Genomic DNA, 23,512 nt, shown 5'->3' with positions numbered 1-23,512 from the left:
GCAAGTAATTAACTATATTAATTAATATGTTTATTTTAAATTAATAAAAATAAAAAATAAATTTGACTCCATTTAACCAATCTTTTCAATAATACTTCGTTAAAGACATTAGATAATAAAATAACTGAATAAGTTTCAAATTTTTAATATGAGTAAAGTTGCATTAATTACAGGGGTTACCGGACAAGATGGTGCCTATTTAAGTGAATTCCTTTTAAAAAAAGGATATATCGTTCATGGTCTAAAAAGAAGATCTTCTCTTTTTAATACAGATCGTATAGATCATTTATACCAAGATCCTCATGTAGAACATAGAAATTTCATATTACATTATGGTGATATGACCGATAGTACAAACTTGATTCGTATTATTCAAGAAATTCAACCAGATGAAATTTATAATCTGGCAGCAATGAGTCATGTTCATGTATCTTTTGAAGTACCTGAATACACTGCAAATGCAGATGGTATTGGTACACTACGTATTTTAGATGCAGTAAGAATGTTAGGTCTCTCTGAGAAAACTAGAATTTACCAAGCTTCAACATCAGAACTTTATGGTAAGGTACAAGAAGTTCCACAATCAGAAACTACACCATTTTACCCTAGAAGTCCGTATGCTGTTGCTAAAATGTACGCTTATTGGATTACAGTAAACTATAGAGAAGCTTACGGAATGTATGCTTGTAATGGCATCTTATTTAATCATGAATCGCCTATAAGAGGGGAAACTTTTGTTACAAGGAAAATTACACGTGCCACAGCAAGAATTGCACTAGGTTTACAGGATAAAATTTACCTTGGTAATCTAGATGCCCAAAGAGATTGGGGCCATGCAAAAGATTATGTACGTATGATGTGGATGATTCTTCAAGCAGATGAAGCAGAAGATTGGGTAATTGCTACGGGTAAAACCACTCCAGTAAGAGAATTCGTAAGAATGAGTTTTCAAGAAGTAGGTATTGAATTGGAGTTTAAAGGTGAAGGTGTAGAAGAAAAAGCATTTGTTAAGGCTTGTAACAATCCAGAATTTCAGTTAGAGATTGGGAAAGAAGTTTTAAGTGTTGACCCAAAATACTTTAGACCAACTGAAGTGGAGCTACTTATAGGGGACCCAACGAAAGCCAAGACCAAATTAGGCTGGAAAATTGAATATGAACTGAAGGATTTAATTAAAGATATGATGCAAAGCGATGTAAAGTTGATGCAGAAAGACCAATATCTAAAAGATGGCGGTTACCGAATTTTAAATTATTTCGAATAGAATAGTTAAATAGTTTACTTTTAAACAATAACCCCTAAGATGGTAATTAATTATCCAAATTTAATCATCCTCTTAGGGGTTTTCTGAATGCTGAAATGAATAAATCCTCTAAAATTTATATAGCCGGTCATCGCGGTTTAGTTGGAAGTGCTATAGTTAAAAACTTAACTGAACGTGGCTATAACAATTTAATATATCGTACACACGCCGAGTTAAATTTAGTAGAACCTAAACAAGTTAAGGATTTTTTCGACTCAGAAAAGCCTGACTATGTCATACTTGCTGCTGCAAAGGTTGGTGGCATTGTGGCAAACAATACGTATAGAGCAGATTTCATTTATGAAAATTTAATGATTCAAAATAATGTTATTCATCAGAGTTTTATTAGCGGAGTAAAAAAAATGTTATTCTTGGGAAGCACCTGTATCTACCCAAAGAATTGTCCTCAACCGATGAAAGAAGACTATTTATTGACAGATACCTTAGAATACACTAATGAACCTTATGCTATAGCCAAAATAGCAGGGATTAAAATGTGTGAAAGTTATAATTTACAATATGGAACCAATTTTATTTCAGTAATACCCACTAACTTATACGGACCCAATGATAATTTTGATTTAGAAAAATCGCACGTTTTACCAGCTTTAATTCGCAAAATCCATTTAGGAAAGGCATTAAAGGAAAATAATTGGGATTTAATTAATCATGATTTAAATAAGCTTCCTATTCAAGGTATTGATGGCTCAAGTGAAAAATCGACAATATTGAACATATTAAGCAAATTTGGTATTAATCAAAATTCAAATGGTAATGTAACCGTAGAAATTTGGGGTACTGGTAATCCCATGCGAGAATTTTTATGGTCAGAAGATATGGCAGATGCATGCGTGTTCCTTATGGAAAACCGAAATTTCTCAGATACTTATTCCAAGAGTACAGAAATAAGAAATACACATATAAATATTGGAACAGGAATAGATATCAGTATAAAAGATTTAGCTATTTTGGTAAAAAATCAATTAGAATTTAATGGAAATTTTATATTCAATACTTCGAAACCAGATGGTACTATGAAAAAACTAACGGATGTATCTAAATTAAATAAACTAGGTTGGAGACATCAAATGGAACTAAAAAAGGGAATTTTAAAAGTTTATTCATGGTACAACAAAATGGATGAATAATTTTAAGATTTTATTTCTTGGATATATAAAAAACAGGTGTTTTACAACCTTTAATTTTATTAAGAAAGCTAATAAAATTAAAATTTATATTAGATTATAAAGAAAAGTATTTAAACATAAATACAAGGGTTGCAAAACAACCTAATCATTTAACTTTTGGTTAATTTTTTGAATCCTATCACATAATTATTAAACCCTTCAATTTTTGGAATTAGGTAATAAAATATTTAAAGGTGCACTTTGGAGCGCTATTGAAAAATTATCAGTACAATTAATTTCCTTTGCTTTGGGCATCGTATTAGCAAGACTATTAACTCCTGCTGAATACGGTACCTTTGGTCTTCTTATTGTTTTTATTACAATATCACAAGTCTTTATTGATAGTGGTTTTAGTCAAGCTCTTATTCAGACAAAAGAAAGGACTCAAAATGATATTTCTACAGTACTTTCTTTTAATATAATAGTTGCTATTATATGTTACATTATACTGTTCTTTACTGCACCATTACTAGCTGAATTTTATGTGATTCCAGAGCTTAAAAACTTATTAAGGGTTTTAGCGATTTCACTAATATTGAATTCATTATTTACCGTTCCATCGACTTTGTTGACTATAGAAATGAATTTTAGGCAAATTGCTAAAATTACATTTGTTTCAACCTTAATTAGCGGTATTTTGGCCATTAGCGCAGCGTACATAGGCTGGGGAGCTTGGTCTTTAGTCGTACAAGTCTTAGTTAAGGGAGTTGTTTCAACAATTCTATTTTGGCTTACAATAGATAAATTTCCAAAATTAAATTTTCACCAAAAATCGTTTAAAAAACTGTTTTCATTTGGATCTAGACTTTTAATATCAAATCTATTAGCCAATATCTTAAGTAATTTAAACGCCATACTTATAGGTAAATACATAGGTACTAAACAATTAGGCTTTTATACAAGAGGTACCCAATTTACAGACATGGCTTATAGTGTAATTAACTCATCTATTAACAGTGTACTCTTACCAAGTCTTTCTACAGTTCAAAGTGATATTGAAGTTTTAGTGTCATATTGTAGAACTTTATTAAAAATGACTGCATTAATAACTATTCCAATTTTTCTTTGTTTAGCAATATATGCTGAACCTTTGATAATCTTACTACTTTCCAAAAAATGGGCAATGGCCATACCAATTATGCAGATTTTCTGCATAGCTAGATTAATTACAATTATGACTGGTATTAGTTCAAATATGCTATACGTAATAGGAAGGACAGACTTAAGTTTAAAACAAGAATATTTTAAAATTGCAGTAAGAGTTATATTACTTTTAATTGCTCTACCATATGGTATTTACTATATAGCTTTGGCGGAACTAACCTCTACAACATTACATTATTTTATTAATAATTACTTCCCGGGAAAACTATTTAAATATGGTTCTAAACAACAATTAAAAGATATATTTAAAATACTAATAAGTGGTATTATTATGGCACTTACCGGTTTTTTATTTATGAAAATTTTTGAAAGTAATTTACTTAAACTGATTGTTACAACTCCTGTTATTATATTTGTATATATATTATTAATAAAAGTTTTTAAAATTAAAGAGTTTGAATTATTATTTAAAAAAATCAAGTCCTTAAAGGGAAATAATTAATGTTTTATTCATACTATAAAATTTTCTTAGTTATGAGTTCAACTATAAAATATATTCAATTCATTTTAAATTATTTTGAAAATGCCTTTGTACATTTTGTGCGTCTATTAACTATGAGAAAGTACCCAATTAATGAAAAATAAAATTTGCTGTATTTTTAATTTAGCACCACATTATCGTTTTCCAATATATAAATTAATGGATGATGAATTAAAATGTGATTTCTATTTTGGTGATCGAGTTAAAAGCGAAATTAAAAAATTAGACTATAAATTACTTAAAGGCTTTAAAAAAGAATTAAAGAATGTATCTATTCTGAACACAAGTTTTTCTTGGCAAAAAGGAGCTTGGTCCTTGATTTTTAGTAAATACAAGTATTACATTATTACTGGAGAACCGTATTACATATCAAATTGGGTTCTAATTATTTTAGGTAATATTCTTGGAAAAAAAGTTGTACCATGGAGTCATGGAATAAAAGGTGATAATAATAAAATGGAGTGGTTTGAAAAACTTTTTTTTAAATTATGCCCCTTAATTCTATTATATGGAAATCATTCTAGGAGTACAATGATTGAAAAAGGATTTAATCCTAATAAACTGATATGTATCTACAATTCACTAAATCATGATGAACAAATAAATATTAGAAAAACTTTAAAACCATCTTCAATTTTTACTAACTATTTTAAAAATAATTTCCCTACTCTTATTTATATTGGAAGAATCCAAAAAAGTAAAAAGTTAGAGAATTTAGTAGAATGCCTCAATTATTTAAATGAAAGTGGAAACAATTGCAATCTTGTATTTATTGGAAAGGACTTAGGAGATAATGATGTTTTAAACATAGCCACTAAATTAAACATATTGAAGCAAGTTTGGTTTTACGGTCCATGCTACGAAGAACAAAAAATTGGCGAACTAATTTTTAACGCTAATATTTGTGTTTCTCCAGGACCTGTTGGTTTAACGGCACTCCATAGCTTAACTTATGGAACACCTGTAATTTCAAACAACAATTTCAATTCTCAAATGCCTGAATACGAAGTTATTACCCCAGATAAAACTGGAGATTTTTATGAAGAGAATAATCAAGAAGATTTATTAGAAAAAATTAAACCTTGGTTAAATATAGATACTGAAATTAGAGATAAAATCAGAAATGAATGTTATAAAGTTATTGATCAAAACTGGAACCCAAAATCACAAATCCTTACCTTAAAAAAAATATTCCTACATGCAGAAAATTAAAGTTTTATGGGTTATTAACGAACTATTCCCAGAAGTTGCCGAATTTCTAAAATTAGAAAAGTCTTACGTAGGCGGCTGGGTAAATGGTTTAGCCAATAATATTAAAACCAGAGATTCTATTCAATTACATATTGCTACGGCTTATCAAGTTGAAAGTATTAAACAGTTTCATGCTAATAAAATCAGTTTTCATCTATTGCCATCTATGAAAAGTAATCAAGATTATGATGAAGGCTTAGAAAAAGAATGGCAAACACTAATAACCGAATTAAAGCCAGATGTAATTCATATTCATGGAACTGAATATGCACACGGTTTAGCGTTGATGAATTCCTGTCCTGAACAAAAATATGTTATATCTATTCAGGGTTTAGTTAGTGTTTACGTAAAATACTATTTGGCCAACCTTCCTTTCTCCACAATTTTAAAAAACATCAGTTTTAGGGATATTGTTAGATTTGATACAATATGGCAAGGAAAATCCAATTATAAAAAAAGAGGTAAATTTGAAATGCAATACCTCAGTAAGACAAAAAACGTAATGGGTAGAACTGACTGGGATTATGCACATGCAAAAAAAATAAATCATAATATAAAATATCATTTTTGCAATGAAACTCTTAGAAATTCTTTTTATACCCCTCCCAAATGGGATTTTAATTTAATAAAACAGAATTCGATTTTTTTAAGCCAGTCTTCTTACCCTATAAAGGGATTACATCAAATGCTTGAAGCATTAAGTATTGTCAAAAATTATAATTCAAAAGTGATTTTAAATATCGCAGGTGAAAATATTCTTGCAAGAAGTAATTATAAAATAACGGGATTTGCAAAAATTATTAAAGAACTAATCACCAAATATGATTTAAAAGAAAATGTCAACTTTTTGGGTATTTTAAATGAACATCAAATGAAAGACCAATATCTGAAAAGTCATATTTTTGTATGTCCATCAAGTATCGAGAATAGCCCTAATTCATTAGGAGAAGCTCAAATTTTGGGCGTGCCATCAATTGCATCTTATGTAGGTGGAAATCATAATTTAGTTAATTCTGGCCATGATGGTTTTTTGTATAGATTTGAAGAACCAGTAATTTTAGCCCAATTAATAATTAAACTATTTAATAACCGTAAGTTATGTGAAAGAATAAGCGCTAATGCTATTGTATCTGGAGAGTTAAGACATAATAGGGAAATAAACGTAAATCGTAATTTAGAGATTTATAACGATATATCTACTACATAAATTATCTTACCGTTTCTTCTTCTATGCCGCCTATATCTGCTGCTGTTTGACTAAATGAACTATGATGAGATCCAAAAATTTTTTTTGTATTACTTAGGCAATATAAATCCAAAACTGCATCTTTAATGGCATCAGGGTGATTTCGATCATAATTTGACACAGGATTCGTTATAATTTTATTTTTAAATTTAAATTCCAATTCTATCTTTGTTTTTTCATCATCAGTAGATAAAAAGAATAAAGCATCTTTCTCATTTTTTAAAATTTCATTTATTTTATGGACAAAAAGATCTGTTGTACTGAAATCTTTTGAAATTGTATTATCAGATCTTCTTATGTGCAAACCAAAAGTGTTTTTGAAACTGTTTTTCTTTTTATGTACTTTCTCAATTAAATCTGGTACAGGCTTAAAATATGTGTAATTATTTACAATAGGATAAACTCTATAACATGAAGAAATATAATAATCACCTACTAAATCAATAAATTTTTTTTCAACAATTTTTAGGAAATTTTCATCAAGCTCTCTAACTGAATTATTAATATTCTGGGAATTATACAAAACTGAAAGTTGTTCATTTACAACTACATGTTCGTAATCCAAATTACGAATTTGAGATATAACAGATTTTTGTAATTTACTTAAATATCTTTGCTTCAAGACATTTTTCAGACTTCTAACAAATTCAAGTTCGTGACTGTTATAAATAAAACTTCCATCGCTCTTCTTACCATAACTCTTCAAAAACGATTCTGGAAATCCAACCGGACAATCTAAAATTACAAATTTAAATTCCTTAATTTCTGGAATATTAAATAGCTCTTCAAAGCTACAATTTAGCGATTCGTCCAATACCCATAATACGGTTAGATCCTGTCCTGTATTTTTACAAATAGAAATTAAAGAATCTATAGTACGCAAACGATTACATAATCCACCAATAGGTTTTAAATAAATCATAAATAATTTTAAATTATATTTTCATAGGTATTTCCTATGATTTCAGCGTTAAAAATAATTTTACTCTTCATAACTCTAAATAAATTGCAATATTGCCATAGATTTGAAGATTAATATCTTGTTACATTCAAACAACTTGTTTATGCTATCGATTATTAAAAAAATTGGACTTGGTCCAATTGTACTTTTAACATTATATCTAATTGATCCATTCAATTTTGGATTTGCTTTTGGATATTTAATTTTTATTTATTTTTTTCTTTCCGGTAAAGCAATATTACCGTTATTAGATAAAGATATTGTTTTCATAACGCTTTTTACAGCGGTTTATGCTGTTTACTATAGTTTTAACCCCATAAGCGGCTCACAATTTATCTTTATATATTTACTATTCCCTCCAACCTTTTATTTATTAGGAAAATTAATCTCTAATAAAATAAATAATTTTGAGAATATTTATAAAATACTATTATTAATTGCTACAATATACTCACTCATTGCATTGATATCTGTACTTTTAAATATTTACAATGTAGGCTTTTATCAAGTGAATAGGGATGTTTCAATGATATGGAGTCATGACCCTATGAATGCTACTGGTATGGCTGCCTATTTATTTGCAAACATGTGTTTACCCGGAATTATTCTATTTAGTTTTAAAAAAAATAAACATTCAGAAAATCTGATTCTTATCCTCATTTACGCTTTATCACTTATTGCCGTCCTAAGACTTGGGAGCAGAACACAGTTGGGTATAACTCTAATTACTTTATTTGTTTCAATATTCTATTTTTTAGCAAAACAGAGCATTGTAAAAAAAGCTATATCGTTGATTATGTTAACGGTATTTACAATACTTTCAATTTCATATATATCTATCAATTCTAAGTCAGATATTTTTTCTGCTTATGCAGATAGAATGGACAGCAAAAAATATGGAGCCGGAACTGCTGGAGGAAGAACAGAGCGTTGGACAAAGTCAATCGAAAATTTAATTGACAAACCTTTAGGCTGGGATGTTACAGAATTTGGATATTCACATAATTTATGGTTAGATGCAGCCAGAGTTGGAACAGTTATTTGTTTCATACTTTTAGTATGGTTTTCCATAAGATCAACAATCAATGTTTACAAAGTAACTAAAAATAAGATTTTACCTTTACGGCTTAAAAATTTAACTCTTATTTACTTTATTGCTTTTTATCTTCAGTTTTTTGTTGAACCCATATTAGATGGTTCTATCCAACTTTTTGTTTTTTATTGTCTATTTCAAGGTATAATCAATGAAAGCTTAACATTAAGTGAGGAGAAAAAATAATAAAATCATTCTTATTCTGTTTTAACTTCTCAACAAACCTTTAAAGTAAAATGACCATCGCAGTACTTCTTACCTGTTTTAATAGAAAGGATAAAACCCTTGCCTCTTTAGATTTTCTTTTAAAATCATATCTAAAGGTTGCAGATAAAGTAAGTTTAAAAATTTACCTAACAGACGATGGCTCAACTGATGGTACTGGAGAAACCGTTAAGAAAAAATTTCCAGATGCTGTCATCTTAAAAGGCAATGGAAACTTGTATTGGGCCGGCGGTATGCGTAATTCGTGGAGAGAAGCTTTAAAAGGTGATTTTGATGGCTACTTATTACTTAACGATGATACCAATGTATTTACAAATGTATTTGAAGAACTTTTAAATACTCATGAATATTGCCAAAAAAAATTTGGAAAAAGCGGTATTTATTTAGGCTCTACTTATGACGAGAGCACTAAAAAAATAAGCTATGGCGGAGCTAAATTAACAAACAAATTTACCTTTAAATACCATTTTTTAGAACCGAACGGACATTTTCAAAATTGTGAGTTGGGGAATGCCAATATTATGTTGGTACCTAAAGAAGTGGTTGAAGAAATAGGTATACTTTCTGAAGGGTACATACATGGTGTTGCCGATTATGACTACACACTAAAAGCAGTAAATAAAGACATTCCTGTGTTAACAACTCCTGAATACTCAGGTACCTGCACAGATGATCATAAAGATGTTTACATTACGTTTCCTGAAAAGACCTTTTCTGAACGACTTGCCTTATTAAAAAATCCCTTAGCGCTAGATTTTAAATCTAATTTCAATCTAATGTTACGCCACTTCCCGTTACGTGTTCCATTTGTACTTTTTAGCGCGGGATTAAAACTCGTTTTACCGTCAATTTATGTAAAAGGGCTAAGAAATAACAGATAACCAAGCTTGATAAATAATTACCTTTTATTAAATATCTTAATTTAAGTTTTTATAAACTTAAAGATTTCAAAATCATTGTAAGAAAATAATTCAACAGATACTTTAAAAGCTTTACATCTGTTTTATTTTCTATATACCGATTAATACCTATTAATAGTCTTTTTTATCTAAAATTTGCATCAAAATAAAAACATGACAGAATATATAGCCACCTGGGTTTATTTAGATTCATCTTCTGAAAAGTCAAAATATCCAAACAATAAAGGAGATTCTACTACCCCAGAATTTCAAGCCGTATATTGGCGTTGTATTGTTCTTTTTTTTAAAACTTCATTACGTTTTAATAAAAATGCTACTCATTTAGTATTTACGAATACTATTGATATACCAACTATAGATGGTATGGACTTAAAAATATTTTTCAAAAAAAATAATATTGAAGTAGTCACTTTAGATAACAAATACCCACTACCGAATAACTATTTTGGGAAATTCAGAAATCAATATTTCGAGTTTTCCATTATCGACCACATGGCTACCAGAATGCAAAATGAAGATGGTTTTCTTTTGCTTGACTCCGATTGTATTTTCACCCAACCCATGGATAATGCTTTTGAAGAACTAAAAGCAGAAGAAATGGCAATTACCTATGTTGTTGATCATGAAACCGATTACATGATACACGGCGTTAGCGGAGATAATATGAAAGAGATATTCAATGACTTTGGTGTTGTTGTAGATCAAAACCCATATTACAGTGGAGGTGAACTTCTATTCGCTAAAGGAGTTTTTATAAAAAATGTTTCAAACGATTTTCCTCAATTGTTTGAAGATATGCTTAAACGACATAAAGAAGAAAAAATTAAGTTTAACGAAGAAGCCCACGTACTTAGTTATTACTTTTATAAGCATAACGCACTTATGGCCGGAATGGATAAGTATATAAAACGTTTATGGACTAATAGAAACTATTTTAGAAATGTTCAGCCTGATGATGTTAACCTTGCCATTTGGCATTTACCTAATGAAAAAAATACCGGTTTAGATAAATTATTCAGTATGCTTACAAATGGAAATGATTTTACATTATTACCAGAAAAAGAATATTTAGAAACCGTTCATGATACATTATTAAAAAAGTCAAATTACAAGAAAGACTATATTGCTATGTTTAAAGATTTTGGCTCAAAATTTTTAATGATGGTGGGCTTAAAAACTAAATAATTAATTTGACTACAAGCAAAAAAAACATTGTTCAAATAAATGTAGAATCAAATTTTGGGTCTACAGGTAAAATTTGTGTGAACATAAGTGATTATTTAGAATCTCATGGCAACGACCCGCATATTGCACATGGTCCTATCCATAGAGATACCAATAACAGTACATACCAAATAGGAACTAAATTAGATTATTACCTACATATACTAAACACCAGAATCTTTGACAAACATGGTTTGGGCTCTAAAAAAGCTACCAAGGAATTTTTAAAAAAACTTGAAAATTCCAAACCAGATTTAATTCACCTTCATAATATTCATGGATATTACATTAATTATGAATTGTTATTTCAATTTGTAAAAAATACCGAAATACCTGTGGTATGGACCTTACATGATTGTTGGTCATTTACTGGGCATTGCACACATTTTGAATATATTGATTGTGAGAAATATAAAACAGCCTGTACAAAGTGTCCATTAACATATACTTACCCTAAAAGTTGGTTAGTTGATCGATCTATAAAAAATTTCATTCAGAAGAAAGAATCATTTACAGGAGTAAAAAACTTAACATTGGTACCTGTGTCTAAATGGCTTGCTACTAAAGTAGAGCAATCGTTCTTAAGCCCCTACCCTATTCATACTATTACCAACGGCATAGATATTAATACATTTAAACCAATTATAGATTCAAATTATAAAAGAGAAAAAGGATGGGAAGGTTTAAAAATAATTCTTGGCGTTGCCAGTGTATGGGATAAAACCAAAGGATGGGAAGATTTTATAAAAATTGCTCCAAATCTTAAGGACGATGAAAGAATTATATTAGTTGGGTTGAGCAAACAACAAATTGAGACATTACCAAAAAATATTATCGGTATAGTAAGAACTGATTCAAAGGAAGAATTGATTGAATTATATTCTCTAGCAGATGTTTTTATGAATTTAACCTATGCCGACACCTACCCAACTACAAATTTAGAAGCACTATCATGTGGTACACCAGTAATCACCTATAAAACAGGTGGTAGCGTAGAAGAGATTACCGATTATAATGGTGCAATTGTTGAACAAGGAAACTATTTAGATGCTTATAATACTTTTGACAACATGGGTAATATTTTTAAAAAAACACACTCACAAACCATTAGAAATAATGCCATTAAGAAGTTCGACAAAAATTTTCAGTTAAAAAAGTATGACGAACTATACCAATCTCTTTTAAATTAACGTTAGACAGTACGTATCAACTTTGTATTAAAAAACTAACATTTTCAAATCAACGATTGAAAATTGAAAAAGTCCCTTTAATGAATTTAATTTTAGATAACATTATATTTTCTTTACAAGATGCAGGTGGTATATCAAATTATTGGTACCAAATCTTAAAAAGAATTAAAAAAGAAGAGGGCTTACACATATACCTATTTGATGATTCTGAAAAATCTTCTAATATTTTTAGAAAAGAACTAAATCTTTCTAATTTTGAACACTTAGGCAAAAGTCCAGGTTTGGTTGGTAGATATACCAATCCGAAGCTTGCTCAACTGAGTGAAAAATCAATTTTTCATTCCAGTTATTATCGCTATTCTAAAAACTCTAAACATATAAATATTACTACTGTTCATGATTTTACCTATGAACATTATTTTTCGGGTATTCAATTATATGCGCATACCAATCAAAAAAGAAAAGCATTAGTTCATTCTGATGGTATTATATGTGTCTCGGAAAATACGAAACGAGATATGTTACATTTTTTTCCTGAATTGACAGATAAAAAAATTACAGTTATTCCTCATGGTGTAGGTACTAATTTTTACCAAATAGATGAAAAAGAATTAAAGGATAAAGTATATTTTGACGGTAGACCATTTATATTATATGTAGGTGACCGAAAGGCTTTATATAAAAACTTTAATCTTACCGTTAGAGCTAGTAAACTAAGTGGACTACCTTTAGCAATAATTGGAGGTAGCCCTTTAAGTGAAAAAGAACAGACTTATATCAACGCCAAATTAAAAAGTGAAGATTATATTCATTTTAATGGGGTATCTAACGAAGAGCTTAATGTTTTTTACAACCAAGCTCTTTGTCTGGTCTACCCTTCATCGTACGAAGGTTTTGGTCTTCCGCTTTTAGAAGCCCAAAGTGCAGGTTGCCCAGTTATAGCGATGAATACATCTTCAATACCAGAAGTTGTAGAAGAAAGTGGTATTCTTTTAGAAGAAGAATCACCGCAACTTATTGCTGAACACATTAAGCAGTTACTTGTTGAAGAGTACAGAAATGACCTAGTCCAAAAAGGGTTAGAAAATGTCAAAAGGTTTACTTGGATTAATACCTTTCAAAAAACATTAGACTTTTATAAAGAATTAATAAACCAATAAGTTGATATAAATTTTGTAATGAGTATAGAAAAGCAAGATATAAAACCATTGGTAAGCATTATAACCGGTACTTATAACAGTTCTAAATTTATTAGTGATTGTGTTAAGAGTATCGATAATCAAGTCTATGACAACATTGAGCATATTATAATTGATGGCAACTCTAAAGACAATACGGTTTCCATCATTGAAAATATGCCTAACAGAGTATCTAAAATCATATCAGAAAAAGATGATGGTATTTATGATGCTATGAACAAAGGTTTAAAATTAGCAGAAGGAGATATATTAGGTATTCTTAACTCTGATGATTTTTATAACTCCAATGAAGTAATACAAAGTGTTGTCAAAGCTTTTGAAGATCCAAACATTGATTGTGTGTATGGAGATTTAGTTTATGTTGAACAATTAAATACTGATAAAGTAGTTAGAAATTGGGTAACAGGACCGTATAAAGAAAATGCGTTTAAGAAAGGTTGGCATCCTGCACATCCATCATTTTTTGTTAGAAATTCTATTTATAAAAAATTAGGATATTTTGATTTGAATTTTGGTCTTGCCGCTGACTTTGAACTAATGTTACGATTTTTAGAAAAAAATAAAATAAAAGGTAAATACCTACCCACGCCTATGGTTAGAATGAGGCTTGGTGGGGCTACCAATAAAAGTTTAAAAAATATTTTACAAGGAAATAAAGAATGTATTGAAGCGTTTAAAGCAAATGATTTAGAAGTTTCGGTAGCATACCCACTATATCGATTACTACCTAAATTAAAGCAATTTCTTAAATGAAAGTTCTAATAACAGGTGGCAATGGATTTTTAGGTAAGTATTTCGTTAATCATTGGAAAGCGAAAGGACACGAGGTTTTAACCTTAGGAAGAGGCGAGAATAGTGATATAATATGCAATATAAAGGCTGAAGTACCGAAAATTAATCAAGAGATTGATTATGTTATTCATATTGCAGGAAAAGCACATAGTATTCCTAAAACCAAAGCGGATGAAGATGATTTTTATAATGTCAATGTAAATGGAACTTCTAATCTTTTAGGCGGGTTAGAAAATAAAAACATAAAGGGTTTTATGTTTATAAGTAGCGTAGCGGTATACGGAGCAACCGCAGGAAAAGGAATTACCGAAGAAGCTAAGTTAAATGCTACAGATAGCTATGGTAAAACTAAAATTGAAGCAGAAAATAAAATAATTGCTTGGGGTTTAAAAAATCAAGTAATCACTAGTATAATTAGACCACCATTGATTATTGGGCAAAATGCTCCCGGTAATTTAGGGCGAATGATTATAGGAATTGAAAAAGGCAGATTTTTTAATATTGCCAATGGCAAAGCGAAAAGATCTGTAGTACTTGCAGAAGATATAGCACAATTTTCAACAGAACTGATAAACCTAAGTGGTATTTACAATTTAACCGATGGTAAAGATGCGAGCTTTGAAGAATTATCTAGTGTAATCACGAAAGCTAAAAACAAAAGTAAAGTAAAAAATATGCCGTTATGGTTGGCAAGGAATATAGCTATGCTAGGAGACTTTGCCGAAAAAATATTTAAAAAAGAAGCACCCTTTTCAACAAAGAAACTAAAACAGATGACAACAGACTTAACATTCTCTTCTAAAAAAGCGAATGCTATAGGCTGGAAACCAAAACGTGTAGTTGAGAACGTTGACTTATGGATTAATTAAGATAAGACTATTTTAAAACTATAAATAATGATAATTTTAGGATTAAACACACATCACGCAGACTCTTCAGCAGCAATATTTGTTGATGGTAAATTAATTGCCGCTACAGAAGAAGAGCGTTTTACAAGAATAAAACATTGGGCAGGCTTCCCTGCCGAGGCTATTAAGTTTTGTTTAAAAGAGGCTAATACTACTTTAGAGCAGGTAGACTACATAACCTTAGGTAGAGATCCTAAAGCTAAAATTGATAAGAAGGCACTATATGCACTTACCAATTTAAAGACAGGTACTTCATTATTGAAAAATCGCTGGGAAAATAGAAAAGATATTTCTTCTATGGCCGAACAATTTGAAAATGCGTTTAATATTCCTCAAGATATTATCAATGCCAAATTAATTAATGTAGAACATCATAGAGCTCACTTAGCATCAGCTTTCTTTGCTAGTCCATTTGAAGAATCTGCAATAATATCAATTGACGGATCCGGTGATTTTACAACCACAATGTTCGCTTACGGTAAAGGAAATAAAATTGAAGTTCTAGATTCTATAGACTACCCGGTATCATTAGGGTTTCTATACACGGCATTTACTCACTTTTTAGGTTTCCCACATTATGGTGACGAATATAAAGTAATGGGTTTAGCCCCTTATGGAGAACCTAAATATGTAGATAAAGTAAAGAAGTTATTAAAATTTAAGGACAAAGGTCTTTGGACTTGGAAGAAGCAATATTTCGGTGAAATAAAAGCTTTGTATGAGAACAATCAACCTATTGTTGAACCTTTCTTTACTAAAAAGTTCGAAGAGCTTTTTGGTACACCTAGAGATCCAAAAGGAGAGTTAACACAATACCATAAAGATTTAGCAAAATCTGTACAGGTAGCTACAGAAGATGTCATTTTCCATATGGCGAATCATTTGCAAAAAGCTACAGGAAGTAAGAATATTTGTATTGCTGGTGGGGTCGCACAGAACTCTGTTGCGAATGGTAAAATAATTGCAAATACAGATTTTGACAATCTTTATATACCATCTGCCGGTCATGATGCTGGTATTTCTATGGGATCTGCTTTATATCATTACAATCAAACGTTAGACTTCCCTAGGGCAGGAGAACAAAAATCTGCCTCAACAGGTTCACATTTTAGTAATGATGAAATTGAGGCTTATTTAAAGAGCAAAGGCGTTTCATATAAAAAAATGGAAGATGCCGAACTGTATGACTATATCTCTGATAAGTTAATTGTTCCTTCTGTTGTAGGTTGGTATCAAGGTAGAGCTGAATTTGGACCAAGAGCTTTAGGTAACCGATCTATTATTGCTGACCCACGTAACGAACAGGCAAAAGAACTCTTAAACTTAAAAATTAAGCGAAGAGAGAGCTTTAGACCTTTTGCACCTTCTATATTGAAAGAATATGTAGGTGAGTATTTTGAATACGACCAAAATGTTCCTTTTATGGAAAAAGTATTTCCAATTAAAAAAGAAAAGCATGCAGAGATACCTGCTGTTACACACGTTGATGGTACTGGACGACTACAAAGTGTTGATAAAGATGTTTCACCAAGGTATTATAATTTAATAGAAGCTTTTAGAAAGAAAACTGGAGTGCCTATTCTTTTAAATACTTCTTTTAATGAAAACGAACCTATAGTAAATACTCCGGCAGAAGCCTATTCTTGCTTTGAAAGAACAGCTATGGATGTTTTAGTAATGGAGAATATCGTTGTTGAACGATAATATTAAAAAAACAATTTATAATTAGGCAATGAACTTTAAAAAAAGTAAAGTTAAATGAGTACAATTACTCTTTTTATCATCACATTTTTAATTCTATTTTTATGTGCGTATTTATATATAAAAGCAGCGCAGAAATTTGGAATTGAAGATGTGCCTAATCATAGAAGTTCACATTCGCTTAAAACGATAAGAGGAGGTGGTATTCTATTTGTTATATCGTTGTTTATATATTTTTTTACGCAATCTTTACCACTACCCTACCTATTTTCAGCTATATTTTTAGTAGCGGTTGTTAGTTTCGTTGATGATCTAAAAACATTGGGAACCTTGAGCAGATTGGGCGCGCAGATTATCGCTGTTGTTTTAGTATTTTATCAATTAAATCTTTTTGAGAATTCTATCTTTTTAATTTTTCCGTTGATAATATTCTGTCTTGGAATTATCAATATTTATAATTTTATGGATGGAATTAATGGAATAACAGGCTTCTACTCTTTAGTAGTTTTATTATCTGTATTGGTATTGAACCGTTCTTTCAACGGTATTGATTATCAAATTCTAGTTTTTGGTATTCTAGGAATTGTAGTTTTTGGCTTTTTCAATTTTAGAAAAAAAGCTATTTTCTTTGCGGGTGATATAGGCAGTATTTCTATTGGGGTTTTTATCACATTCTTACTCCTACTATTTTCATTCAAATTGAATTCACCAGTCCCTTTTATGTTCATTGCTGTATACTTGGTTGATGGAGGAGTTACCATTATCTCAAGATTACTAAAGAAAGAGAATATTCTTAAACCACATAAAAGTCATTTGTACCAAAACTTTGTTCATGTTAAATCTGTAAATCATGTAACTATTGCTGGTGGTTATGCTATAGTTCAAGCTATAGTAAACAGTATTGTTCTACTGGTTATACATAAGAGTTTGCAAACTCAACTTCTCGCTACAATACCATTAGTTCTAATATTAATTTTATCCCATGTATATCTAAATAGGAGCCTTAAACCTAGAATAGCAAATTAAGAGGTATGAACAAGTATTATCGAATTCTTTCGATTTAAAGATGATATAAAACTTTTAAAAAAGTCTTATTGATATTTTTTTTAACCGTTTCCATTAAATTGATTTTACAAAAACAATTATTCATTACTTTTGCACGGTTTATTGACAACCATTGACTAACAGTTTAATTATCAGTGTTTTCAAAGTCAATTCCCCTGTTGTTTCATGTACAATTATAAATGTTTTGTTTTATTTATTCTGTTTAGTTTAGTATTCTCATTAAGCTATACTCAAGAAGTATCTTATCAAGAAGCCTTTCCAAACTTGTCATTCAATTTCCCTACCGAAATACAGCCTAGTGTAGACGGTACTAACCGCATGTTCGTCGTAGAGCAACCTGGGCTAATAAAAGTGTTTCCGAATAACGAAAATGTTAATGCGCAAGAGCAAAGTACATTCTTAGATATTTCTTCAATAGTTTCTTATAGTGCTGGTCAAGAAATCGGACTTCTAGGTCTTGCCTTTCACCCTAATTACAGTACTAATGGTTACATTTTTGTTTACTATATAGACCAACCCAGTAATTATAGAATTAATATTGCTCGTTATACTGTTAACAGCGCTAACCCTAACTTGATTGACGCTGATTCAAGAACAATCATTGCGCAATTCACTAAAAACCAATCAGATTCGAACCATAACGGTGGCAAAATTGCTTTTGGTCCAGATGGTTATCTGTATATCTCTATTGGTGATGGCGGCGGCGGCGGCGATCCACAAGGTAATGGTCAAAATTTAAATACCGTTTTTGGCAGTTTACTTAGAATCGATATTGATCTTGATGGTAATAATCCGGTAGAAACAAACACTGAACTACCAAATGGAAATTATGAAATACCTTCGGATAACCCAAGAGTGGGTCAATCAGGATTAGATGAGCTGTATGCTTGGGGTATTAGAAATACCTGGAAATTCTCTTTTGACCCCACTGGTAATCTTTGGGGATCAGATGTAGGTCAAAATTCATACGAAGAAATAAATATAATTACCAGAGGCGGTAACTATGGTTGGAACAGATTTGAGGCTAATACAGAACCTAGCTACGGTAGCGAAACTTTGCTTTCTACTTCACCTGATATTAAACCAATTTTCTTTTATGATCATAGTGCATCCGATGTTTCAATAACAGGAGGCTACACCTATAGAGGATCGCTAACAAGTAATAACTTAAAGAATAAATATATTTATGGTGACTATGTTTCTGGTCGTGTATGGGCTTTAACATATAATGCAGCCAACGGAAGTACCACCAACGAACTACTCTTTAAAACAAATGGAGAATTCATTTCCTCATTTGGTGAAGATGAAGCTGGTGAATTATATTTTTCTGATTATGGGGCGAATGCAAAACTATTTAAATTAACAGAAACCATAACAGGTCCTGTAACCACTCCCGTAAACGGAATAGGAGAATGGAAAGCACTATCCTCAGGTACAGATGGTATCGTACAATCTATTACATCATCTACCAATGGCACCAGTTATATTGCTGGATCCTTTAATTCTGCCGGCGGTGCTAGTACATCAGACCTAGCTACTTTAAGTATTACAGAAGTGTGGGCATCACTTGGTAGTGGAATAGAAGGCTCTGTTCTAGCAACAGCTTTATCCCCTGATGGAACTCTTTACATTGCAGGTGATTTCACCATAGTAAACGGCATTGAAGCTAATAATATAGCGAAGTGGAACGGTACTTCTTGGTCAGCCTTGAGTTCAGGTACAAACGGACCAATATCAACCATGGCTTTTAATGAAAACGGGACATTATTTGTAGGTGGTGTATTTACAACTGCCGGTGGATTGAATGCCAATAATATCGCTAAATGGGAAAATGAATCTTGGAGCTTACTTACCGATGCTACGACGAACATTTCAGGTACCAACAATGAAGTGCGATCTATACATATAGATGATAATAACAGTGTCTATATTGGTGGAAATTTTGATACTGCCGGCGGCGTAGCAGCAACAAGAATTGCCTTATGGAACGGCTCCAATTGGTCTTCTCTCGGTTCTGGCACTAGTGGATTTGTACAAGCCATGGATTCTGCAGGTGACTATTTATATGTTGGAGGTAATTTTGCCATTGCCGGAGATAAAACTGTTAATAGAATAGCCCGGTACCATAAAAACAATAACACTTGGGAAGCTTTAGGAACTGGAGTAAGTGGAAGTGTTAACTCAATTACCAGCAGTGGAACTTATATATATGTTGGTGGTACATTTGATACGGCAAGTGATAACGGTACGGTTGACAAAGTAGTGAACAATATTGCTCGCTGGAGTACGCAAAATGGCTGGCAAGCTTTAGGCACAGCTACAAATGTAGGAGTAAATACTAGAGTTAATGCTTTAGAGTTTATTAAGAATGAAACCGAGCTTTTGGTTGGTGGTAATTTTAATACTGCAGGAAATATCAATGCGAATAACATTGCAAAATGGGGAGAAGTTTTTTGCACTAACGAAAGTGTAACACCTGAATATTTAATTGATGGCACTTGGGATAGTGGCAGCAACAACGTAACTATAGCTGAAGGAGAGGACATAACATTAAGCATTTTACCTAATGACATTTCTTTTACCATCATTTTACCTGGAGGATCTGTCGTAAACAATGATTATGTATTGGAGAACACGAATACTTCACAATCTGGTACATACACATTTACAACATCAGAAGGTTGCACTACAGATTTTATATTGACAATAGCGACCGCAAGTAATGATGGAGATGATGATGGCGACGGTGTATTAAATATAAATGATATTTGCCCAAATACCCCTAATGTTGGAATTGTAGATGAAAGTGGGTGTACGGTAACGTCATATCCTGCTAATCAGTTTAAAATTACTTCAACGGGTGCTTCTTGTATTGGTTCAGATAACGGATCTATATTCATTGAATCTTTAAACGATGAAGAATTTACTGCTATTATTACCGGCGAAGGTGAAAATAGAACTATTGACTTTATTGAAGCACTAACTATTGCCGACTTGGCCAAAGGGGAATATAATTTATGTATATCTTCTAGCACCTCTACCAATTATCAAAATTGTTCTAAAATAATTATTACCGAACCTTTACCCTTAAGTGTACTTTTAGACTTCGATGCTTTGACCAACAGCGTCAACTTAAAAATGAGTGGTGCTGATGAATATACCGTGCAAGTAAACGGTAAAAATTTTCAAACTAGAAAAGAACAAATCAGCATTGCGTTGTTAGATGAAATTAATACGATAAGTGTTAATACTAATCAACATTGTCAAGGGGAATTTGAAGAAACGATATACTTGGGAACGACTCCAATAATTTATCCGAATCCGGTAGGTAATAGTCTATCAATAGATTTAAAAACTCTTACAATAGATAAGATTGAAATAGCTATTTTTACAGAAACAGGAGTTTTAGTACATTCAGACAACTATAAAGTTGAACAATCAATCATTGAAATTAAAACTAGCTTATTAAGCTCTGGTATTTACTTTTTAAGATTGAAGAATGATAACTTCAATAAATCCTTCAAACTTTTAAAACAGTGAAAAAAAGCGGATTTTTAGTTTTCCTATTATTAATACTTCAATCGTGCGGTGTAGATTCAGATGTTTTGGAATACGCCAAAGATCAAATAAACATCACTCTTATCTTCCCTGAAGATGACTCTGAATGCACCGAAGGTATAATCGTTTCCGATACACAAAGCGAGCTAGTCTTTGAGTGGTCTGATGAAAATGATAATAGTCCGTACATCTTACATTTAACGAGTCTTGTAAGTTCACAGACAGAATTAATAGAAAGTGATAACACGTATATTGCCATTACCCTAGATCGCGGCGTAGCCTATTCATGGTTCGTAACTGGAAAAATAAATAGTACTAGCGAAATTTGGAATTTCTATAATGAAGGACCAGGTTTAGAATCTACAATACCCTACCCTGCTACAGCTATTTCACCTGTTTCGGGAGCCTCTATATCGCAAACTAGCACATCGGTTAATCTAATCTGGAATTCAGAAGATCCTGATGACGACATTGTTTCTTATGATTTATTTTTTGGTGAAGCAAAAGACCCTCAGCTTTATGGAACAGATGTAACAGAAACTAGATTTAATGATATACCAGTTGAGGCTGGAAAAATCTATTATTGGAAAATTATTACCAAAGATAGTATCGGTAATGAATCTACCTCTGAAGTCTTTACATTTTCTGTAGGTTAAAGCATATTAAAGTATTGCATTAAATTTTTAAGTTGATAATAAAAAAGCCCCTTTAGCAAATACTAAAGGGGCTTTATATAAACTATATTCCTTATTAAAATTCTAGTATCACAAACTCAGAACGTCTGTTAACTGCATGCTTTTCTTCAGGACAATAAGTATTGTCATCACACTCGTTTAATAGTTGGGTTTCACCGTAAGCTTCTGTTGTCAACTTATCGGCTGATACTCCTTTAGACAATAAATAATCTTTAGTCTTATCAACTCTTCGCTGCGATAGCCAGTCATTATATTTCGAAGTTCCTCGAGAATCGGTATGGGAAGTGATTTTCAAAGTTAATGTTGGTATTTCTTCTAAAACCTGCGCTAAAGAGTCTAGCACCTTTTTAGATGAAGAATTAACAACCGAAGAATTTAAATCAAAATATACATTTCCTAAATTCTCAATTCTCGACTTAATTTCTGTCTTACGCTTATTAATCGCATCTACTTTAGCTTTCTCAGCAGCCGCCAATGCATCTTCCTCTTGTTGTTTTTTAAGTCTCTCTGCCAATAATAATTCGTCCTTTAAACGATTAACTTCATTTATTGAATCTGTTTGACGCTGTTTCTCTTTTGCGATAGCCGCTAAAAGCTCTAGTTTTTCCTCTCCTCGTTTAGAAAGCCCTTTTTCTATACCAAATTGATAAACGGCTCCAGCTCCATACTGAATGTGATTAGAAACACCTTCTTCTTCGCTCATAGCCCATTTACCAGTAGCATTTAAGTCCAATCCCCATCTGTCTGAAAACCATGTTCTAAAACCTACAATAGCATTATAGGTTCCTCTTCCTCTATTATTAGCATCTGTATAACCAGCACCTATACCAACATAAGGATCAAACCAAGCAGTTTCACCAATTATTTTATTTAAATCATACGTAATTCTACCATCTAAGCCGAAATAATTGATGTTTTCAGTTATAATCTCTCCATCAATATTTTTACCATCTTTATATTGGTTATAGGTTCCAATAGCTTCTAAACCAAGTCCACTTTTAAAATATCTACCGATACTTACTCTTGATGGATAAGGAACTAAATTCCATTCATCTCCAAAATTAAAGAGTCCATCAAAAACATTACCTGAATCATCTACAGCGTTTAAACCGACACCGAAAATCCAAGAGCTCTGTACAATACTATCTTTTGCCGTGATTTGAAGTTCATCTTGAGCAAAAGTTATAGAAGATACCATGAGAATTAATAATAAACTAAAAATTTTAGCCGTTTTCATAATATAAAATTTGGGGTTATAAAATGTAAAATTAGTTGTAGGTGAGGAGGTTGACAAATAATTACCGTGTATAGCAATTAAAATCGTTAGTTAGTCGAATGTAGAATTATTA

General features: G+C 31.2%; 18 protein-coding genes. 16 read left to right on the top strand and 2 right to left on the bottom strand.

What is annotated here, in order from left to right; all coding sequences use genetic code 11:
• Nucleotides 1-148: 148 nt before the first annotated feature.
• The 5 genes from gmd to ACPF9A_RS17290 all read left to right on the top strand — a co-directional run bounded on the left by gmd (nucleotide 149) and on the right by ACPF9A_RS17290 (nucleotide 6,593).
• Nucleotides 149-1,264 carry a GDP-mannose 4,6-dehydratase gene (gene gmd / locus ACPF9A_RS17310; protein WP_423998838.1) on the top strand — a complete coding sequence of 372 codons (1,116 nt, stop codon included), beginning with the start codon at nucleotides 149-151 and terminating at the stop codon, nucleotides 1,262-1,264.
• A gap of 95 nt (nucleotides 1,265-1,359) precedes the next feature.
• On the top strand, nucleotides 1,360-2,451 hold the full coding sequence (locus ACPF9A_RS17305; protein ID WP_423998836.1) for a GDP-L-fucose synthase family protein: 1,092 nt from the start codon (nucleotides 1,360-1,362) through the stop codon (nucleotides 2,449-2,451).
• Between the two features lie 205 nt (nucleotides 2,452-2,656).
• Complete coding sequence (locus ACPF9A_RS17300; RefSeq protein ID WP_423998834.1) at nucleotides 2,657-4,096, top strand: lipopolysaccharide biosynthesis protein; 1,440 nt, start codon at nucleotides 2,657-2,659, stop codon at nucleotides 4,094-4,096.
• A gap of 132 nt (nucleotides 4,097-4,228) precedes the next feature.
• Nucleotides 4,229-5,347 (top strand): glycosyltransferase, encoded by a 1,119-nt coding sequence (locus tag ACPF9A_RS17295; protein WP_423998832.1) that lies wholly within the window; start codon nucleotides 4,229-4,231, stop codon nucleotides 5,345-5,347.
• Nucleotides 5,334-6,593, top strand: a complete 1,260-nt coding sequence (locus ACPF9A_RS17290; protein WP_423998830.1) for a glycosyltransferase family 4 protein — start codon at nucleotides 5,334-5,336, stop codon at nucleotides 6,591-6,593. Before ACPF9A_RS17295 ends, ACPF9A_RS17290 begins: the two co-directional genes overlap by 14 nt.
• A gap of 1 nt (nucleotide 6,594) precedes the next feature.
• On the opposite strand, the gene ACPF9A_RS17285 is transcribed toward ACPF9A_RS17290, so the two are convergent.
• Nucleotides 6,595-7,554 (bottom strand): hypothetical protein, encoded by a 960-nt coding sequence (locus ACPF9A_RS17285; protein ID WP_423998828.1) that lies wholly within the window; start codon nucleotides 7,552-7,554, stop codon nucleotides 6,595-6,597.
• A 142-nt stretch (nucleotides 7,555-7,696) separates the two neighbouring features.
• On the opposite strand from ACPF9A_RS17285, the gene ACPF9A_RS17280 reads away from it, so the two are divergent.
• The 11 genes from ACPF9A_RS17280 (at nucleotide 7,697) to ACPF9A_RS17230 (ending at nucleotide 22,124) form a co-directional block, all read left to right on the top strand.
• Nucleotides 7,697-8,872 carry a hypothetical protein gene (locus ACPF9A_RS17280; protein WP_423998826.1) on the top strand — a complete coding sequence of 392 codons (1,176 nt, stop codon included), beginning with the start codon at nucleotides 7,697-7,699 and terminating at the stop codon, nucleotides 8,870-8,872.
• A 50-nt stretch (nucleotides 8,873-8,922) separates the two neighbouring features.
• Nucleotides 8,923-9,792, top strand: a complete 870-nt coding sequence (locus ACPF9A_RS17275) for a glycosyltransferase family 2 protein (protein ID WP_423998824.1) — start codon at nucleotides 8,923-8,925, stop codon at nucleotides 9,790-9,792.
• A gap of 192 nt (nucleotides 9,793-9,984) precedes the next feature.
• On the top strand, nucleotides 9,985-11,016 hold the full coding sequence (locus ACPF9A_RS17270) for a hypothetical protein (protein WP_423998822.1): 1,032 nt from the start codon (nucleotides 9,985-9,987) through the stop codon (nucleotides 11,014-11,016).
• A gap of 5 nt (nucleotides 11,017-11,021) precedes the next feature.
• Nucleotides 11,022-12,245 (top strand): glycosyltransferase, encoded by a 1,224-nt coding sequence (locus tag ACPF9A_RS17265; RefSeq protein ID WP_423998820.1) that lies wholly within the window; start codon nucleotides 11,022-11,024, stop codon nucleotides 12,243-12,245.
• 80 nt (nucleotides 12,246-12,325) lie between these two features.
• The gene (locus ACPF9A_RS17260; protein WP_423998818.1) at nucleotides 12,326-13,405 is read left to right on the top strand and encodes a glycosyltransferase family 4 protein; all 1,080 of its coding nucleotides are present in this window, start codon (nucleotides 12,326-12,328) and stop codon (nucleotides 13,403-13,405) included.
• Nucleotides 13,406-13,423: 18 nt separating this feature from the next.
• A complete protein-coding gene (locus ACPF9A_RS17255) occupies nucleotides 13,424-14,197 on the top strand; it encodes a glycosyltransferase family 2 protein (RefSeq protein WP_423998816.1) in 774 nt (257 codons plus the stop codon).
• Nucleotides 14,194-15,105, top strand: a complete 912-nt coding sequence (locus ACPF9A_RS17250) for an NAD-dependent epimerase/dehydratase family protein (protein WP_423998814.1) — start codon at nucleotides 14,194-14,196, stop codon at nucleotides 15,103-15,105. Before ACPF9A_RS17255 ends, ACPF9A_RS17250 begins: the two co-directional genes overlap by 4 nt.
• A 27-nt stretch (nucleotides 15,106-15,132) precedes the next feature.
• Complete coding sequence (locus ACPF9A_RS17245) at nucleotides 15,133-16,848, top strand: carbamoyltransferase family protein (protein ID WP_423998812.1); 1,716 nt, start codon at nucleotides 15,133-15,135, stop codon at nucleotides 16,846-16,848.
• A 54-nt stretch (nucleotides 16,849-16,902) separates the two neighbouring features.
• Nucleotides 16,903-17,871: a UDP-GlcNAc--UDP-phosphate GlcNAc-1-phosphate transferase gene (locus ACPF9A_RS17240; RefSeq protein WP_423998810.1), complete on the top strand. Its 969-nt coding sequence runs from the start codon at nucleotides 16,903-16,905 to the stop codon at nucleotides 17,869-17,871.
• A 204-nt stretch (nucleotides 17,872-18,075) separates the two neighbouring features.
• Nucleotides 18,076-21,450: a PQQ-dependent sugar dehydrogenase gene (locus ACPF9A_RS17235; RefSeq protein ID WP_423998808.1), complete on the top strand. Its 3,375-nt coding sequence runs from the start codon at nucleotides 18,076-18,078 to the stop codon at nucleotides 21,448-21,450.
• The gene (locus ACPF9A_RS17230) at nucleotides 21,447-22,124 is read left to right on the top strand and encodes a hypothetical protein (RefSeq protein ID WP_423998806.1); all 678 of its coding nucleotides are present in this window, start codon (nucleotides 21,447-21,449) and stop codon (nucleotides 22,122-22,124) included. The genes ACPF9A_RS17235 and ACPF9A_RS17230 overlap by 4 nt, the downstream gene beginning before the upstream one ends.
• Before the next feature lie 94 nt (nucleotides 22,125-22,218).
• On the opposite strand, the gene ACPF9A_RS17225 is transcribed toward ACPF9A_RS17230, so the two are convergent.
• Nucleotides 22,219-23,400 carry an OmpA family protein gene (locus ACPF9A_RS17225; RefSeq protein ID WP_303599637.1) on the bottom strand — a complete coding sequence of 394 codons (1,182 nt, stop codon included), beginning with the start codon at nucleotides 23,398-23,400 and terminating at the stop codon, nucleotides 22,219-22,221.
• Nucleotides 23,401-23,512 lie beyond the last annotated feature (112 nt).

Origin of the sequence: Maribacter sp. IgM3_T14_3 (genome assembly GCF_049603095.1) — a bacterium.
Classification (GTDB): Bacteria; Bacteroidota; Bacteroidia; order Flavobacteriales; family Flavobacteriaceae; genus Maribacter.
This window is presented reverse-complemented; position numbering and strand designations above follow the sequence as displayed.

Coding starts and splice junctions, on each gene's coding strand:
- ACPF9A_RS17250 (WP_423998814.1), top strand. CDS start 14,194: ATGAAAGTTCTAATAACAGGTGGCAATGGATTTTTAGGTAAGTATTTC.
- ACPF9A_RS17285 (WP_423998828.1), bottom strand. CDS start 7,554: ATGATTTATTTAAAACCTATTGGTGGATTATGTAATCGTTTGCGTACT.
- ACPF9A_RS17305 (WP_423998836.1), top strand. CDS start 1,360: ATGAATAAATCCTCTAAAATTTATATAGCCGGTCATCGCGGTTTAGTT.
- ACPF9A_RS17280 (WP_423998826.1), top strand. CDS start 7,697: ATGCTATCGATTATTAAAAAAATTGGACTTGGTCCAATTGTACTTTTA.
- ACPF9A_RS17235 (WP_423998808.1), top strand. CDS start 18,076: ATGTACAATTATAAATGTTTTGTTTTATTTATTCTGTTTAGTTTAGTA.
- ACPF9A_RS17270 (WP_423998822.1), top strand. CDS start 9,985: ATGACAGAATATATAGCCACCTGGGTTTATTTAGATTCATCTTCTGAA.
- ACPF9A_RS17255 (WP_423998816.1), top strand. CDS start 13,424: ATGAGTATAGAAAAGCAAGATATAAAACCATTGGTAAGCATTATAACC.
- ACPF9A_RS17245 (WP_423998812.1), top strand. CDS start 15,133: ATGATAATTTTAGGATTAAACACACATCACGCAGACTCTTCAGCAGCA.
- ACPF9A_RS17275 (WP_423998824.1), top strand. CDS start 8,923: ATGACCATCGCAGTACTTCTTACCTGTTTTAATAGAAAGGATAAAACC.
- gmd (WP_423998838.1), top strand. CDS start 149: ATGAGTAAAGTTGCATTAATTACAGGGGTTACCGGACAAGATGGTGCC.
- ACPF9A_RS17225 (WP_303599637.1), bottom strand. CDS start 23,400: ATGAAAACGGCTAAAATTTTTAGTTTATTATTAATTCTCATGGTATCT.
- ACPF9A_RS17260 (WP_423998818.1), top strand. CDS start 12,326: ATGAATTTAATTTTAGATAACATTATATTTTCTTTACAAGATGCAGGT.
- ACPF9A_RS17295 (WP_423998832.1), top strand. CDS start 4,229: ATGAAAAATAAAATTTGCTGTATTTTTAATTTAGCACCACATTATCGT.
- ACPF9A_RS17240 (WP_423998810.1), top strand. CDS start 16,903: ATGAGTACAATTACTCTTTTTATCATCACATTTTTAATTCTATTTTTA.
- ACPF9A_RS17290 (WP_423998830.1), top strand. CDS start 5,334: ATGCAGAAAATTAAAGTTTTATGGGTTATTAACGAACTATTCCCAGAA.